Source organism: Kitasatospora sp. NPDC001309 (assembly GCF_042896295.1).
Classification (GTDB): Bacteria; Actinomycetota; Actinomycetes; order Streptomycetales; family Streptomycetaceae; genus Kitasatospora.
Genome location: NZ_JBIAXC010000024.1, coordinates 122,939 through 138,715 on the forward strand (window position 1 = coordinate 122,939; position 15,777 = coordinate 138,715).

A 15,777-nucleotide genomic window follows, 5' to 3' on the forward strand; every position below is an offset into this window, starting at 1 on the left:
GGTCGCGTCCGGCGGCCGCCGGGCCGGGCTGCGGCCTCCCGGTGGCATCGACGTCGAAGTGGGCATGGTGGGTCAGAACGTGAGTGGGCCGGGCGCTTCGGAGCGGGACGGTTCGCGGGCCGGCGGCCCGGGCGGGCGGCGGGCGGCGCACCCGGAGGCGGGGCCGGTACCGGGCGCCGGGGCGCGCCTGGTCGGGCGGGAGGCCGAACTCGCCCTGCTCGCCGGGGCATTGGAGGAACTGCTGCACGGCCAGGGACGGGTGGTGGAGATCTCCGGGGAGCCGGGCAGCGGCAAGTCCCGCCTGGCCGGGGCGCTGGTGGAGCTGGCCTCGCGGCGCGGCCTCCCGGTGGTCCGGGCCCACGCCCTGCGCGGGGAGACGGCTCCGCTGCGGCTCTTCCGGGACGCCTGGACCGCCCGGCCGGCCGACAGCGGGAGCGACCGCCCGTTCGAGGACGTCGGCAACCGGCTCGCGGACTGGGCGGCGGGGTACGTCGTGGTCCTGGACGACGTCCACCGGTGCGATCCAGCCTCGGCCGCGGCGCTGGTCCGGCTGGTGCGGTCCGCGGCGCCCGCCCCGTTCCTGCTGGCCCTCGCCCACCGCCCCGGGCAGAGCCCGCCCGAGCTCCGGGAGGCGCTGGAGGCCGGGACCCGGACGGGAGCGGTCACCCGGATCGAACCCGGCCCGCTCACCCCCGAGGCGGTGGCCGCGCTGCTCGCCGACCGGCCCGCCACGGCCGGTCCCGGAGCACGCGAGCGGCTCCGACTCCCGCACCACGCGGCCGGGTTGTGCGCGGCGGCCGAGGGCAACCCCGGCCACCTGCAGTTGCTCCTCGCCGCGGACTGGCACCCCGACCACTGGCCCGACCGGGCCGGCACCGACACCGCCGGACTGCTCCGGGCCGCGGCACCGCTGATCGCCGAGTTTGACGCGCTGTCGCCCGGGGCCGTGCTCACGGCCTCGGCCGCGGCCGTGGCCGGCAGCCCGTTCCGGCCGGAGGACGTCGCCCGGCTCTCCCGGCTCGGAACGGAGCAGACCCTGGACGCGCTCGCCGAACTGGAGGACGCGGACCTGGTGCGCCCCGCCGACTGGCGGGGCCGGCTGGCCTTCCGCCACCCCGTCGTCGGCCATGTCGCCCACGAGCGGGCCGGGGCGTCGTTCCGGCTGCGCGCCCACCGGCGCGCCCTGGAGCTCAGCACCGGCCGGGGCGGCCGGGCCCGCGACCGGGCCAGGCACGCCGAGCACCTGCTGGGCAGCGACGCCGCTCTCGCCGCGCGCACCCTGGCGGACGGCGCCGCGGAACTCGCCGCCGAGGAGCCGGCCACCGCCGCGCACTGGCTCCGGCTCGCGCTGGAGGCGCTGCCCGACGCCGGGGCGGACCCGGCCGTCCGGGCCGAGCTGGAACTCGCCTGCTGCCGCGCGCTGATCGCCTCCGGCCAGCTGGAGGAGGCCCGCACCCGGGCGCACGAGCTGCTGGGCCGCCGGGCCGGGACGCTCGACCCGCGACAGCTGCTCCGGGCGCACGCCGTCTGCGCCGGCGCCGAACGCCAACTCGGCCGGTACGCCGAGGCGTCGGCGATCGCCGAGGCCGCGCTCGGCGCCCTCCCCCGGCCGCTGCCCGCCCCGCTGCCGGCCGAAGCCGCCGAGCTGGTCATCGAGTACGGGCTGGTCAACGTCCTGCGCGGCACCCACGACCAGGCACGGGCGCTGCTGCGGCAGGCCACCCGGACCCGGGCCGAACCCGACGGCACCCACGAGGCGGACCGCACCGTGCTCCGGGTCCTCGACGCGCTCTGCGTCACCCACACCGGCGACCTGGCGGAGGCCGTCGCCGGGGTCGCCCACTGCGCCCGGCTGGTCGACGCCCTCCCGGACCCACTGGCCGGCCGGACACCGGAGACCCTCGCCCTGCTCGGCAGCGCCGAGCTGTACCTGGAACGGTTCACCGACGCGGCCCGCCACCTCAGCCGGGGGCTGACGGCCGACCGCAGGGGCCCCCGCCGGCCGGTCCTGCTGCACCGGCTCCTCGGACTCGCCATGGCCGAGCAGTGGACCGGCCGGTTGGACGCCTCCCAGCAGCACGCCCGGGACGCCGAGGACCTCGCCCACGCCCTCGGGGTGCGGCCCGCCGTCGCGCTGGCCCGGGCGATCCGCGCCACGGCCCTGGTCTGGGCCCGCGGCCGCGGGTACGCCGACGACGCCGTCGCCCTGGCCGAGGAGGCGGCCGGCTCCGCCCCGCCCGGCCACAGCTGGTGGGCCGCCTCGGCGATCGGCCTGCTGGCCCACGCCCGGCTGCTCTCCGGGGATCCGACCGGGTGCCGGCGGACCGTGCTGGACGGCGGCGACGGCGGACGGCTGCCGCAGGTCCGGCCGTTCTCCCGGCCGTTCCTGCTCGCCCAGCTGTCCACCGCCGCGCTGGAGTGCGGGGACCGCGCGGAGGCCGGGCGCCTGGTCCGGACCGCCGAGGCGGAGGCCGGGCGGCTCGGCCTGCCCGTCCAGGAGGCCCACGCCCGGTACGCGCGGGCCCGGCTCCACCAGGCGGACGGGGAGCACGACGCCGCCGCCGCGCTCTTCGGCCGGGCCGCGGAGGCGTTCCGGACCGCCGGCCTGCCCGTGCAGTACGCCTGGACCCTGGCGACCGGCGCCCGCTCCTTCCACCAGGCGCACGGCCCGGCGGAGGCGCTGGTCCGCCTCGACGCCGCCGAGGCGGTCGCCCGTGCCCGTGGCGCGCGGCTGGTCGGGGAACGGGTGGCCCTGGTCCGTGCCGAGCTGGCCGCGGACGCCCGTACCGCCCACCCGCTCGGCGTGCTCAGCGACCGCGAGCGGGAGATCGCCGAACTGGCCGCCTCCGGGCTGCGCACCCGGGAGATCGCCGAGCGGTTCTTCCTCAGCCCCCGCACGGTGGAGACCCACCTGTCCCGGATCTACCGCAAGCTCGGCGTCCCGTCCCGGCTGGCCCTGTCGGAACTCCTGCGCCGGCTCGGGTAGGGCCGGCCTCGCGCCCGCCGGGCCGGCGTCGGCCCGGTCGGACCACCGTGGGCGGTGGTTCGCCGGCGGGCGGGGCGCCGGCGCGGAGCCTCCGCTTCCCCGGGCACACCAGCGCGAGAGCTGTGCACTCGTCCGAACGACTCCCCCGTGTCGGCTTCCACATTCTGTTGAAGTCCCCTTGACGCCCCGCCGGGCCCGACCCTACCGTGTTTCCACATACAGAAACCGTTCTTCCGTATGGTGGAATTCAGGAGATGAGCCCTCCGAGCCACTGCGGGCCGACGCAGGAGAGACCCGATGCCTCGTATGACAGCCGCCCGCGCGGCCGTGGAGATCCTCAAGCTCGAAGGCGTCGACGTCGCCTTCGGTGTCCCGGGTGCCGCCATCAACCCCTTCTACGCCGCCCTCAAGGCCTCCGGCGGGATCAGGCACACCCTGGCCCGGCACGTCGAGGGCGCCTCGCACATGGCCGAGGGCTACACCCGTGCCAAGGCCGGCAACATCGGCGTGTGCATCGGCACCTCGGGCCCGGCCGGCACCGACATGATCACCGGCCTGTACTCGGCGATCGCCGACTCCATCCCGATCCTGTGCATCACCGGCCAGGCCCCGGTCGCCCGCCTCCACAAGGAGGACTTCCAGGCCGTCGACATCGCCTCGATCGCCAAGCCGGTCACCAAGGCCGCCACCACCGTCCTGGAGGCCGCGCAGGTCCCCGGCGTGTTCCAGCAGGCCTTCCACCTGATGCGCTCCGGCCGCCCCGGCCCGGTCCTGATCGACCTGCCGATCGACGTCCAGCTGACCGAGATCGACTTCGACCCGGAGGCCTACCAGCCGCTGCCGGTCTACAAGCCGGCCGCCAACCGGATCCAGATCGAGAAGGCCATCGCGCTGCTCCAGGAGTCCGAGCGCCCGCTGATCGTGGCCGGCGGCGGCGTCATCAACGCCGACGCGGCCGACCTGCTGCTGGAGTTCGCCGAGCTGACCGGCGTCCCGGTCGTCCCGACCCTGATGGGCTGGGGCATCGTCCCGGACGACCACGAGCTGAACGCCGGCATGGTCGGCCTGCAGACCTCGCACCGCTACGGCAACGAGAACTTCCTCGCCTCCGACTTCGTCCTCGGCATCGGCAACCGCTGGGCCAACCGCCACACCGGCGGCCTGGACGTCTACACCGCGGGCCGCAAGTTCGTCCACGTCGACGTCGAGCCCACCCAGATCGGCAAGATCTTCGCCCCCACCCTCGGCATCGCCTCCGACGCCAAGGCCGCGCTGGAGCTGTTCGTCCAGGTCGCCAAGGAGCTCAAGGCCGCCGGCACCCTCAAGGACCGCAGCACCTGGGCCGCCTCCACCCAGGAGCGCAAGGCCCAGCTCCAGCGCCGCACCCACTTCGACAACGTGCCGCTCAAGCCGCAGCGCGTCTACGAGGAGATGAACCGGGCCTTCGGACCGGAGACCCGCTACGTCACCACCATCGGCCTGTCCCAGATCGCCGGCGCGCAGATGCTGCACGTCTACAAGCCGCGGCACTGGATCAACTGCGGCCAGGCCGGGCCGCTGGGCTGGACCATCCCGGCCGCGCTGGGCGTCGCCACCGCCGACCCCGAGGGCCAGATCGTCGCGCTCTCCGGCGACTACGACTTCCAGTTCATGGTCGAGGAGCTGGCGGTCGGCGCCCAGCACCGGATCCCGTACGTCCACGTCCTGGTGAACAACTCCTACCTCGGCCTGATCCGCCAGGCGCAGCGGGGCTTCGACATCGACTTCCAGGTCAAGCTGGAGTTCGAGAACATCAACGCGCCGGAGCTGGGCGTCTACGGCGTCGACCACGTCAAGGTCGCCGAGGGCCTGGGCTGCAAGGCGATCCGGGTCACCGAGCCGGAGGGCCTGCTGCCGGCCTTCGAGGAGGCCAAGAAGCTGGCCGCCGAGTTCCGCGTCCCGGTCGTGGTCGAGGCGATCCTGGAGCGGGTCACCAACATCTCGATGTCCGCCGCCGACATCGACAAGGTCAACGAGTTCGAGGAGCTGGCCACGCTCCCCGAGCACGCGCCGACCGCGATCAAGCCGCTGGCGCTCTGAGAACACCGCCCGGCGGGGGCGTACGAGCCGCTCCGTACGCCCCTGCCAGGCGGAACACCGGCGGGGCCGGCGCGGTTGAGCTGTCCGGGGCCGCTAGCGTGTGCCCGGGCGAGACCCCCGCTGCCGACCTGCCGAAAGGACCACCACCGTGAGCCTGTACGACATCCCGCTGCACACCCTGTCCGGCGAGCCCGCCTCGCTGGGCGACTTCAAGGGCAAGGCGCTGCTGATCGTCAACGTCGCGTCCAAGTGCGGGCTGACCCCGCAGTACACCGGCCTGGAGAACCTCCAGAAGCGGTACGCCGAGCGCGGGTTCACCGTGCTGGGCTTCCCGTGCAACCAGTTCGCCGGGCAGGAGCCGGGCAGCGCCGAGTCCATCCAGAGCTTCTGCTCCACCACCTACGGCGTGACCTTCCCGCTGTTCGAGAAGATCGACGTCAACGGCGACGACCGGCACCCGCTCTACCAGCAGCTGACCCAGGTCGCCGACGCCGAGGGCGCGGCCGGTGACGTCAGCTGGAACTTCGAGAAGTTCCTGATCTCGCCGGACGGCACCGTGGCCGCCCGGATCCGGCCGCGGACCGAGCCGGAGTCGGCCGAGCTGATCGCCGCGATCGAGGCCGTGCTGCCGGCCTGACGCCGCCCGTCCAGGACAAGGGCCGCCTCCGGGCGGCCCTTTCCCTTTACAGCAACAGCCTTGTGCCGGGCGGGAGTTCGCCCGCCCTGGCGGCCTCGCGCAGGTGCTCCAGCAGGGTGGCGCGCAGGGCCTCGGCGGCCCGGGTGAGCGGCACCTCGTGGCCGTGCGCGACGGCGATGGTGCGGCCCAGCCCCGGCCCCGCGAAGGGTGTGACGGCCAGCCCCGAGCGGGCCGCCACCATCCCGGGCACCACGGCGGGCCCCAGCCCGGCCCGGACGAAACCCAGCACCGCGTCCATCTCGCCGCCCTCGACCGCGAACTCCGGCTCGAAGCCCGCCGCCCGGCAGGCCGCCAGGGCCGCCTCCCGCACGTCGTAGCCCTCCCGGAACATCACCAGCGGCCGCCCGTCCAGCTCGGCCACCCGCACGGTGCGCCGGGGGCGCCGCCCGCCGCCCGGCGGCTCGGCCGAGACCAGCACCAGCGCCTCGTGCAGCAGCTCGGTGACGGCCAGGGCGGGCGCCGCCTCCCCGCTGGTCGGGGTGATGATCAGCGCGAGGTCCAGCTCCCCCGCCGCCAGCCAGCGCACCAGGTCGCGCGAGCCGCCCTCGCGCACCCCGAGCGCGACGCCCGGGTAGCGGTCCCGGAACACCCGCAGCACGTCCGGCACCAGGCTGGTGCACAGGCTCGGCGGCGCGCCCAGCCGGACCCGGCCGCGGCGCAGCTGCACCGTCTCCTGGACGGCCAGCCGCGCGCTCTCGGTGTCCGCGAGGATCCGGCGCGCGAGCGGCAGCAGGGCGTCCCCGGCGTCGGTGAGGGCGATGTTGCCCCGGGTGCGGTGGAACAGTTCGGCCCCCAACTCCCGTTCCAGCGAACGGATCTGCTGGGAGAGCGAGGGCTGGGCGACGTGCTCGGCCTCGGCGGCCCGGGTGAAGTGCCGGGTCTCGGCGACGGCCAGGAAGTAGCGGAGTTGCTGGAGCTGCACACCACCAGGTTAAGCCGCGACGATAGGCCCTGGCTATCGTCACCAGCCGCAGCATGTCTTGGACGCACCCTGGCCGCCGTCCCTACCGTTGCTGCCATGACAACCGCGACTCGGACGGCCCGGCATCCGTCCACCCTGGTGACCCTGTGGCGGTCGACCGTCGGCAAGAAGGCGGTCATGGCCGTCACCGGACTGGCGATGCTGCTGTACCTGGTCGCGCACATGCTGGGCAACCTCAAGGTCTTCTTCGGCCCCGACGACATCAACGGCTACGCGGCCTGGCTGCGCACCATCGGCCAGCCCTTCCTCGGCCACGAGTGGTTCCTGTGGATCGCCCGGGCCGGCCTGGTCGCCGCCGTCGTCCTGCACGGCGTCTCCGCGTACCAGCTCAGCCGCCGGGACCTCGCCGCCCGCCCGAGCAAGTACGTGCACCGGCGCCGCCGGGCCAGCTACGCGACCCGCACCATGCGCTGGGGCGGGGTGATCCTCGGGCTGTTCATCGTGTGGCACATCCTGGACCTCACCACCCTCACCGTGAACCCGGTCGCCGAGCACGGCCACGTCTACCAGAACATCGTGGGCACCTTCGGCCGCTGGTACAGCGACGTGTTCTACATCCTCGCGGTGGTGGCCCTCGGCTTCCACATCCGCCACGGCTTCTGGAGCGCCGCGCAGACCCTCGGCGCCAACAACGCCCGCCGCGACAAGGCGCTCAAGCTGACGGCCGACGGCCTCGCGCTGGTGCTGACCGCGGGCTTCCTGTCCGTCCCCCTCGCCGTGATGTTCGGAGTGGTGAAGTGAGCAGCGCCGACGTGAACAGCTACCTGGACTACGCGATCGGCGCGCCGGTCGCCGACACCAAGGCCCCCGCCGGACCGATCGAACAGCGCTGGGACCAGCGGCGGTTCGACGCCAAGCTGGTCAACCCGGCGAACCGGCGCAAGCACACCGTGATCGTGGTCGGCACCGGCCTGGCCGGCGGCGCGGCCGGCGCCACCCTCGCCGAACAGGGCTACCACGTCGTCCAGTTCTGCTTCCAGGACTCCCCGCGCCGCGCCCACTCGATCGCCGCCCAGGGCGGCATCAACGCGGCCAAGAACTACCGCAACGACGGCGACTCCGTCCGCCGGCTGTTCTACGACACCGTCAAGGGCGGCGACTTCCGCGCCCGCGAGTCCAACGTGCACCGGCTCGCCCAGGTGTCGGTGGAGATCATCGACCAGTGCGTGGCCCAGGGCGTGCCCTTCGCCCGCGAGTACGGCGGCCTGCTGGACACCCGCTCCTTCGGCGGCGTGCAGGTCTCCCGCACCTTCTACGCCCGCGGCCAGACCGGCCAGCAACTGCTGCTCGGCGCCTACCAGGCGCTCTCCCGGCAGATCGCCGCCGGGAACGTGGAACTCCACCCGCGCACCGAGATGCTGGACCTGCTGGTGGTCGACGGCCGGGCCCGCGGCATCGTCGCCCGGGACCTGGTCACCGGGGAGATCCGCTCCTACACCGCGGACGCGGTCGTCCTCGCCACCGGCGGCTACGGCAACGTCTTCTACCTCTCCACCAACGCCAAGAACTCCAACACCACCGCCATCTGGCGGGCCCACCGGCGCGGCGCCTACTTCGCCAACCCGTGCTTCACCCAGATCCACCCCACCTGCATCCCGCGCTCCGGCGACCACCAGTCCAAGCTCACCCTGATGAGCGAGTCGCTGCGCAACGACGGCCGGATCTGGGTGCCCAAGGCCGCCGGGGACACCCGCCCGCCCGGGCAGATCCCGGAGGAGGAGCGGGACTACTACCTGGAGCGGATCTACCCCTCCTTCGGCAACCTGGTGCCCCGCGACATCGCCTCCCGGGCCGCCAAGAACGTCTGCGACGAGGGCCGCGGCGTCGGCCCCGGCGGCCAGGGCGTGTACCTGGACTTCGCCGACGCGATCCGCCGGATGGGCCGGGAGGCCGTCGAGGCCAAGTACGGCAACCTCTTCGACATGTACGAGCGGATCACCGCCGAGGACCCGTACCGGGTGCCGATGCGGATCTACCCGGCGATCCACTACACGATGGGCGGGCTCTGGGTCGACTACGACCTGCAGACCAGCGTCCCGGGCCTGTTCGCGATCGGCGAGGCCAACTTCTCCGACCACGGCGCCAACCGGCTCGGCGCCAGCGCGCTGATGCAGGGCCTGGCCGACGGCTACTTCGTGCTGCCGCCCACCCTCAACGACTACCTGGCCCGCAACCCGGTGGCCCCCGTCCCCGCCGACCACCCGGTGCTCACCGAGGTCGAGGCGGAGGTCGAGGACCGGCTCAACCTGATCCTCTCCGTCGACGGCGACCGCACCCCGGACTCCTTCCACCGCGAACTCGGCGAACTGCTCTGGGACGAGTGCGGGATGGCCCGCGACGAGGCCGGGCTCAAGCGCGCCCTGGCCCGGATCCCGCAGCTGCGCGAGGAGTTCTGGCGCCGGATCAAGGTGCCCGGCACCGGCCAGGAGCTCAACCAGTCCCTGGAGAAGGCCAACCGGCTGGTCGACTACTTCGAACTCGCCGAACTCATGTGCCTGGACGCGCTGCACCGCGCCGAGTCCTGCGGCGGCCACTTCCGCACCGAGAGCCAGACCCCCGACGGCGAGGCCGCCCGCCGCGACGAGGACTTCACCTACGCCGCCGCCTGGGAGTTCACCGCCACCGGCGAGGCCCCCGTCCTCCACCGCGAGCACCTCGACTTCGAACACGTCCACCCCACCCAGCGGAGCTACGCATGAACCTCACCCTGCGCATCTGGCGCCAGGCGGGCCCGGACGCACCCGGCTCGATGACCACCTACCAGGTCAGCGGCATCAGCCCGGACATGTCCTTCCTGGAGATGCTCGACACCCTCAACGAGGAACTCATCACCCGCGGCGACCAGCCGGTCGCCTTCGACCACGACTGCCGCGAGGGCATCTGCGGGGCCTGCGGCATGGTCATCAACGGCCAGGCGCACGGCCCCGAGCGCACCACCACCTGCCAGTTGCACATGCGGCACTTCCGGGACGGCGACACCATCGACGTGGAACCGTGGCGGGCCTCGGCCTTCCCGGTGGTCAAGGACCTCGTGGTGGACCGCTCCGCCTTCGACCGGATCATCGGCTCCGGCGGCTACATCACCGCCCCCACCGGCAGCGCCCCCGACGCGCACGCCACGCCCGTCCCCAAGGAGGCCGCCGACACCGCCTTCGAGCACGCCGAGTGCATCGGCTGCGGCGCCTGCGTGGCTGCCTGCCCGAACGGCTCGGCGATGCTGTTCACCTCCGCCAAGGTGGTGCACCTCAACGTGCTGCCGCAGGGCGGGCCGGAGCGCTCCGCCCGGGTGCGCAACATGGTCACGGCGATGGACGCCGAGGGCTTCGGCGGCTGCACCAACACCGGCGAGTGCGCCACCGCCTGCCCCAAGGGCATCCCGCTGCCCAGCATCGCGGCGATGAACCGGGAGTTCCTGCGGGCCGCCCGCGGCTGACGCCCCTCGCCTCGACTCCCCTCGACTCCCCTCGGCTCGCCTCGGCTCCCCCAAGACGGTCGGCCCCTCGCTCTGGTGCTCAGGCGAGGGGCCGACGCTGTTCTCCGGGGCGTGCGAGGGGAGTTCGCGCTCCCCGAACGAGTGGTGGAACGCCGCACGCGGTGCTTCCTGGCGGAAAATCGCGCTACGGTGGTGCTCCGCTACGGGAGGACGGCATATGCCCGAGGTTCAGTCCTGCTCCGGCTGCGGCGGGTCCGGGGGGACCCAGAAGACCGAGGCAACGGTCGAACTGGACGAGGAAGGAGGCATGGTGCCCAGCGTTCACACCTTCTGGTCACCCTGCGGTCGGTGCCACGGATCCGGGACGGTGATCGTCGGATGAGGTTGGTCTTCGAGTGCGTCGAGTGCGGTGGGCACTACCTGCCGCCGGAGGGCATGGTCTATCCGGACGGGCCGGCCTCGCCGGTCTGGTGCTCCCCCTGTCAGACGTCCAAGCGCACGGCGGGCCTCCGGGAGGACCCGCTGCTCGCCCGGGTCGCCCTGGCCGCCGCCCGGGCCGCGCTGGCCCGGCGCACCGCCGAGGCCGTCGAGCCGGTCCCGGCCGGGCGCGCCGACATCCGCCCGTCCCGTCCGCCGCTGTCCCGGCGGGCGCGCTCCGGACCGGGCGGGGTACGCGGCAAGCTGGGCTGAGCAGCTCCTCCGGGCATCCGTCAAGTACCGCTTTCGACACAGCGCTTGCGCCTGCCACGAGCCCACCGGACTGACCCGCGAGCCGGGGGACGTCGCCGCACCCACGCTGGGCCTGGCGATGTCGATGTCGATGAGGATCTCGATGAGGATCCTGCCTCAGGAGGCGCTCGCCCTCAGAACAGCGCCTCCTGGGTGTCCGGCTCCGGCGGGCGGACCCGCTCCTCCAGGACCAGCCCCTCGGAGGCCCGGCCGACCGCCGGCGTGAGCGTCCAGCCGGTCAGCCGTCGGGTGTCCAGCAGCAGCGGGCCGGAGCCGTCCGGCTGGTCCAGGAAGAGGTGCCGCCCCACCGGCGGGCGCAGCGTACCGGCGACCACCGCGCCCGCGGCCAGGCCGGTGACCTCCCGGTAGGTCTCGGGGGCGCCGCCGGCCAGGCCGTAGCGCTCCACGTGGTCCGTCACCGGGCGGTCCGCGAGCAGCTCCACGGCGTGCCCGTCCAGCAGTCGGTGCGCCCGGGCCCGGGCCTCCGTCAGCACGGCGCGGCGGTGCGCGGCGTCGCCGTGCGACCACCAGTGGTCGGTCTTGATCCGGGACTTGAACCGCTCGCGCGCCATGCCCGAGGCGGCGACGGTGAGTTCGGCGCGGCGCACCGCGGGCAGGCCGCCGCGCGCGGTGAACGCGTAGGCCAGCGCGCCCTGTTCCAGCAGCCGGCTGTCGCCGCGCTGCTCGGCGGTCAGGCCGACCTTCAAGAGGCCCTCGCCGAACCAGGCGAGGTAGAGCAGGTAGGTGCGGCCGTCGTCGAGGATCTGGTCCCGGGCGAGGGCCAGGCCGCGGTCCACGCTCTGGCAGGCCGGGCACTGGGTGGCGCTGCCGCCCGGGTCGACCACCGCGTGGTGCGGGCAGGGCGTGCGCTCCGTCGCCCCGGCCAGCCAGGCGCCCACGCAGCGGCGCGGGCCGCCGAGCAGCCAGCCGACCTCCGTACCGGGCGCCACGGCGCGCTCGTGCACCCGGGCGCCGTGCACGGCGCAGAGCAGGGCCCGGCCGTCGTGCCAGCTCAGGCCGGTGGAGACCCAGCCGGCGGGCCGGTCCGGGTGCTGCGGTGCGGGGACCGTCACGGGCATCCCTCCCTGGAAGCTCTTCGAACCCGGCCAGGCTACCCGGCCCCACCGACAATCCCTCGGGACGAGGGCCCTAGCATCCGTCCATGATCGACTCACCGACCCCGGACGACCTCGCCCTCGCCCTCCGCCTCGCCGTGGACGCCCTCTCCGGCGCCCCGGCGGACGCGGACTGGTCCCGGCCCGCCGGTGGCCTCGACTGGAGCTGCTGGGAGACCGTCGAGCACCTGGCCGACGACCTCCTCGCCTACGCGGCCCAGCTCGGCCCGGCCCGACCGCCCCGCGACCGGTACGTGCCCTTCGTGGCGACCCGCCGCGCCCCGGGCGGCCCGAACAACTTCGTCCGCGCCGACCCGGCCGGCGGCGTCCCGGGGCTGCTCGAAGTCCTCGACGCCAGTGGCGGGTTGATGGTCGCGATCGCCCGGGTCGCCCCGCCGCAGGCCCGCGCGTACCACCCCTGGGGCCTCGCCGACCCGAGCGGCTTCGTCGCCATGAGCCTGGTCGAGACCCTGGTCCACCTGCACGACGCCACCCAGGGCCTCGGCCTCCCCTGGGACCCGCCCGCCGACCTCTGCGCCCGCACCCTGGCGCGCCTGTTCCCCGACGTCCCCCGCACCGCCGCCCCCTGGCCCACCCTCCTGTGGGCCACCGGCCGCGCCACCCTCCCCGACCACCCCCGCCGCACCGACTGGCGCTGGTACGCGGAACCGCGCGGCTGACGGGCCGGCGTACGGGCGCGTCGGTCCGAGGGGCTACCGGACGGGCGCGTCGACCTGACCGGAGACCGGGTCCCCGGCCGGCACCACGAAGGCGGGGTAGGTGTTGCCCGTGTCCGGGGCCCCCGTCGCGGCGGCCGGCACCGCACCGGCCGCCAGCACGGCGATCCCGGCGACGGCGGCCACCGCGGCGGCCCGGACGGCACTGCTGATGCTCATGAACTCTCCCCCTGGATCGGTCTCCTGACGATGATCCGCCCGGCCGCCCCCGCTGTCCACCTCCACGACGCCCACCCGACGAGGCGCCAGACGCCCCCAACGGCCGGGCCCCGCAGGGCTCGGGCCGGTGTCGCCCGTCGGGGCGGCGCGGGCGGGGCGGGTGGGCGGGAGCCGTGCAGGTCGCGGGGGCTTGGCCGGGCGGGGCGTCCACGTTCTATTCTGGCGGGCGCGGTCGGCGGTGGTGCCCGGAGGTGGCGCGCGGCGGCCGCGTCGGTGTGAGTGCGAAGGGGTGGCTGGTGGCGGGGCGGCGGAACAGCGGGGTGCTGGCGGTCTGGGCGGAGGCGCAGCGGCAGCAGCAGCGCCGGGAGGAGGCCCGTTGGCGTGCCGAGGCGGCGGAGTTGCGCCGGCACGAGCGGGCCCAGCGGGAGGCGCAGCGGGCGTCCGCCCGGGACGAGCGGGAGGCGCAGCGCGCGTACCAGCAGTCGCGGGAGGCGGAGGTGGCCCGGCGGACGGCGGAGCTGGACGCCCGGGTGGAGGAGTTGCGCGGGCTGCTGGCGGCCGGCCTGGCCGCGCCGGCGTTCGGGCCGCAGGCCCTGCTGGCGCCGCGCCCGGTGCCGCCGTTCGATCCGGGGCCGCTGGGTGTGCCGGTGCCGATGCCGGACCAGGCGTCCGCCGCCTACCACGTGCCGCCGCCGGACGCGGCGCAGGCCCGCAACGCCGGGGTGCGCCGCCAGTACGAGCAGTACCTGGCGCAGGCCCGGGCCCGGTTCGAGCAGGACTGGTACGCCGCGCAGGCCCGGGAGGCGGACCGGCAGTCCCGGCTGGCCGCGTACCACCAGGAGTACCTGGGGTGGGCGGAGGGCTTCCGTCGGCAGGAGGAGGAGCGCGGCGCCGGGACGGAGGAGTTGCTGCGGCGGCTTCGGGCGGGCGAGCCGGAGGCCGTGCAGGAGTACTTCACGGCGGGGCTGTACGCCTCGGCGGCCTGGCCGGAGGGCTTCCCGCACCGGCTGGTGGCGGCCTGGGAGGTGTCGAGCCGTCAGCTGGTGGTGAACTGGGAGCTGCCCGGTCCGGACGTGGTGCCGGCGGCCGGGCGGGTGCGGTACGTGAAGGCGGACGACCGCGAGGCGGAGGTGGCCCGGCCGGCGACCGAGCGCAAGGCGCTGTACCGGGAGGTGCTGGCGCAGTCGGCGCTGCGGTTGGCGGCCGAGCTGTTCCGGGCGGACCGGGACGGGATGCTGGACTCGGTGGTGGTGAACGGCTTCGTGCTGGGGATCGATCCGGCGACGGGCCGGGAGGCCGAGCGCTTCCTGTCGACGCTGACCGCGACCCGGGCCGAGTTCTCGGGGCTGGCGCTGGACCGGGTGGCCCCGGTGGAGTGCTTCCAGGGGTTGGGCGGCAAGCTGTCGGCGCGGCCGGAGCGGCTGGACGAGGTGAAGCCGGACCGGCTGCCGGAGTCGGTGGGCGGGAGCCTGGCCGGGCACTTCGGCGAGGAGGACCCGGACCTCTTCGAGATGGATCCGCTGGACTTCGAGGACCTGATCGCCGAGTTGTTCCGGCTGCGGCTTCCGGGTGATGACGACGGCCCGCAGCGGTGACGTCGGGGTGGACGTGGTCGCCGAGGACCTGGACCCGGTGACCGGCGGCAAGATCGTGATCCAGGCGAAGCGGTACCGGAAGACCGTCCCGCCGACGGCCGTGCGCGACCTGGAGTCCACCGTGCGCCACCACGGCGCGATCAAGGGCATCCTGGTGACCACGGCGGGCTTCGGCAAGGGCTCGTACAGCTACATCGAGGGCAAGCCGCTGACCCTGGTGAGCGGCCCGGAGCTGGTGGAGCTGCTGGCCGACCAGGGGCTGCGCGGCCGGCTCGGCGGCGGCGCGGGGGGCCGTGCCGGAAGCGGTGCCGGGAGCGGTGCGGACGCCGGAGCCGGTGCGGGCGGTGCGGGCGGCGGAACCGGTACGGGCGGTACGGGCGCCGCAGGCCGGACGGCCGGCGCGGGCGGTGCGGCGGCGGGGCGGCCGGAGCCGGACGCCCCGCAGAGCAGCCTCACGGTGAGCTGGCAGAGCCGGACGGCCGGCGGGGACCCGGTGGAGCTGGACGTCACGGCGTTCCTGTGCGCCCGCGGCCGGGTGCTGAGCGACGAGCACTTCGTGTTCTTCAACAACCCCCAGGACCCGGACGGCGCCGTCCGGCTGCACCCCACCCACTCGGTGCCGGGCGAGCCGGCCCGGGCGGCCCGGCTGAGCCTGGACCTGCACCGGCTGCCGGCCGCCGTGGACGAGGTGGTGCTGGCGGTGTCCACCGAGGAGGAGGAGCACCCGGCGCTGCCGCTCGGTTACGTGTACGGGCTGGCCGTCGCGGCGGAGTACGGCCCGGGGGCGGGCGGTCCGGCGAAGTGGCCGGGGGCGAACGGCGGCGTGCCGGACTCGGCGATGCTGCTCGGGAGCTTCCGACGGGCGTCCGCGGGCTGGCAGTTCGAGCCCTCGGCGCGGGCGGTGACGAACGGTCTGACGGGGCTGGCGACGGCCTTCGGCGTCGCGGTGGAGTGACGGGCCGGGACTTTGGTCCCGGCCCGACCGGTCGGCGGTTCCCGGGACTTGGGCCCTCAGGGACGCGTCATACCTGAGGAGGAGAACGCCCCCGCCGCACCGCCGGGTCGGCGGGGTCCGACCGTCCGATGGGCATACGAATCGGGCGCGAACCGCTTGGGAGGATGGATCGGTAGGAAAATCCGATTCGTTCCCAGGAGTCCACGTGTCCTTCCCCGCAACCGCCGTCCGTACCGGCCTGGCGGCCGCCCGCGCCACCGGCCTGAACAAGGTCTACGGGGAGGGGGAGACCCGGGTCGTCGCCCTGGAC

The 15,777-nt window shown here is 74.8% G+C and carries 13 protein-coding genes and 1 pseudogene; 11 read left to right on the forward strand and 3 right to left on the reverse strand.

All coding sequences use genetic code 11. The annotated features are described in order from the left end of the window. Positions 1 to 79: 79 nt before the first annotated feature. The 3 genes from ACFY2K_RS23770 to ACFY2K_RS23780 all read left to right on the forward strand — a co-directional run bounded on the left by ACFY2K_RS23770 (position 80) and on the right by ACFY2K_RS23780 (position 5,702). Positions 80 to 2,986, forward strand: coding sequence for a LuxR C-terminal-related transcriptional regulator (locus ACFY2K_RS23770; protein WP_387713812.1), 2,907 nt, complete (start codon positions 80 to 82; stop codon positions 2,984 to 2,986). Positions 2,987 to 3,283: 297 nt separating this feature from the next. Then, positions 3,284 to 5,065, forward strand: coding sequence for a glyoxylate carboligase (gene gcl / locus ACFY2K_RS23775; protein WP_380530820.1), 1,782 nt, complete (start codon positions 3,284 to 3,286; stop codon positions 5,063 to 5,065). A gap of 148 nt (positions 5,066 to 5,213) precedes the next feature. Then, on the forward strand, positions 5,214 to 5,702 hold the full coding sequence (locus tag ACFY2K_RS23780; RefSeq protein ID WP_380530817.1) for a glutathione peroxidase: 489 nt from the start codon (positions 5,214 to 5,216) through the stop codon (positions 5,700 to 5,702). A gap of 46 nt (positions 5,703 to 5,748) precedes the next feature. Here the strand turns inward: ACFY2K_RS23780 and ACFY2K_RS23785 are convergent, their stop codons facing one another. Continuing rightward, positions 5,749 to 6,684: a LysR family transcriptional regulator gene (locus ACFY2K_RS23785; RefSeq protein ID WP_380530814.1), complete on the reverse strand. Its 936-nt coding sequence runs from the start codon at positions 6,682 to 6,684 to the stop codon at positions 5,749 to 5,751. A gap of 96 nt (positions 6,685 to 6,780) precedes the next feature. On the opposite strand from ACFY2K_RS23785, the gene ACFY2K_RS23790 reads away from it, so the two are divergent. The 4 genes from ACFY2K_RS23790 (at position 6,781) to ACFY2K_RS23805 (ending at position 10,867) form a co-directional block, all read left to right on the forward strand. Next, positions 6,781 to 7,485: a succinate dehydrogenase cytochrome b subunit gene (locus tag ACFY2K_RS23790; protein ID WP_380408312.1), complete on the forward strand. Its 705-nt coding sequence runs from the start codon at positions 6,781 to 6,783 to the stop codon at positions 7,483 to 7,485. A gap of 11 nt (positions 7,486 to 7,496) precedes the next feature. Then, positions 7,497 to 9,443 (forward strand): fumarate reductase/succinate dehydrogenase flavoprotein subunit, encoded by a 1,947-nt coding sequence (locus ACFY2K_RS23795; RefSeq protein ID WP_380530830.1) that lies wholly within the window; start codon positions 7,497 to 7,499, stop codon positions 9,441 to 9,443. Continuing rightward, positions 9,440 to 10,177, forward strand: a complete 738-nt coding sequence (locus ACFY2K_RS23800; RefSeq protein WP_380408316.1) for a succinate dehydrogenase/fumarate reductase iron-sulfur subunit — start codon at positions 9,440 to 9,442, stop codon at positions 10,175 to 10,177. The genes ACFY2K_RS23795 and ACFY2K_RS23800 overlap by 4 nt, the downstream gene beginning before the upstream one ends. A 378-nt stretch (positions 10,178 to 10,555) precedes the next feature. Beyond that, positions 10,556 to 10,867 (forward strand): hypothetical protein, encoded by a 312-nt coding sequence (locus tag ACFY2K_RS23805; RefSeq protein ID WP_387713817.1) that lies wholly within the window; start codon positions 10,556 to 10,558, stop codon positions 10,865 to 10,867. Between the two features lie 173 nt (positions 10,868 to 11,040). Here ACFY2K_RS23805 and ACFY2K_RS23810 read toward each other — a convergent pair whose 3' ends face one another. Further along, positions 11,041 to 11,979: a DUF2797 domain-containing protein gene (locus ACFY2K_RS23810; RefSeq protein WP_380643463.1), complete on the reverse strand. Its 939-nt coding sequence runs from the start codon at positions 11,977 to 11,979 to the stop codon at positions 11,041 to 11,043. Between the two features lie 89 nt (positions 11,980 to 12,068). On the opposite strand from ACFY2K_RS23810, the gene ACFY2K_RS23815 reads away from it, so the two are divergent. Further along, on the forward strand, positions 12,069 to 12,701 hold the full coding sequence (locus ACFY2K_RS23815; protein ID WP_387713820.1) for a maleylpyruvate isomerase N-terminal domain-containing protein: 633 nt from the start codon (positions 12,069 to 12,071) through the stop codon (positions 12,699 to 12,701). A 33-nt stretch (positions 12,702 to 12,734) separates the two neighbouring features. On the opposite strand, the gene ACFY2K_RS23820 is transcribed toward ACFY2K_RS23815, so the two are convergent. Continuing rightward, complete coding sequence (locus ACFY2K_RS23820; RefSeq protein ID WP_380530800.1) at positions 12,735 to 12,917, reverse strand: hypothetical protein; 183 nt, start codon at positions 12,915 to 12,917, stop codon at positions 12,735 to 12,737. A 296-nt stretch (positions 12,918 to 13,213) separates the two neighbouring features. Between ACFY2K_RS23820 and ACFY2K_RS23825 the strand changes: the two genes are divergently transcribed. From ACFY2K_RS23825 to ACFY2K_RS23835, 3 genes and pseudogenes are all read left to right on the forward strand, one after another. Further along, positions 13,214 to 14,512, forward strand: a complete 1,299-nt coding sequence (locus ACFY2K_RS23825; RefSeq protein ID WP_387713823.1) for a hypothetical protein — start codon at positions 13,214 to 13,216, stop codon at positions 14,510 to 14,512. Next, positions 14,490 to 15,467: a TerD family protein gene (locus ACFY2K_RS23830; protein ID WP_387713826.1), complete on the forward strand. Its 978-nt coding sequence runs from the start codon at positions 14,490 to 14,492 to the stop codon at positions 15,465 to 15,467. Before ACFY2K_RS23825 ends, ACFY2K_RS23830 begins: the two co-directional genes overlap by 23 nt. A gap of 205 nt (positions 15,468 to 15,672) precedes the next feature. Further along, positions 15,673 to 15,777 (forward strand): annotated as a pseudogene (locus tag ACFY2K_RS23835) (ABC transporter ATP-binding protein); the annotation flags it as partial.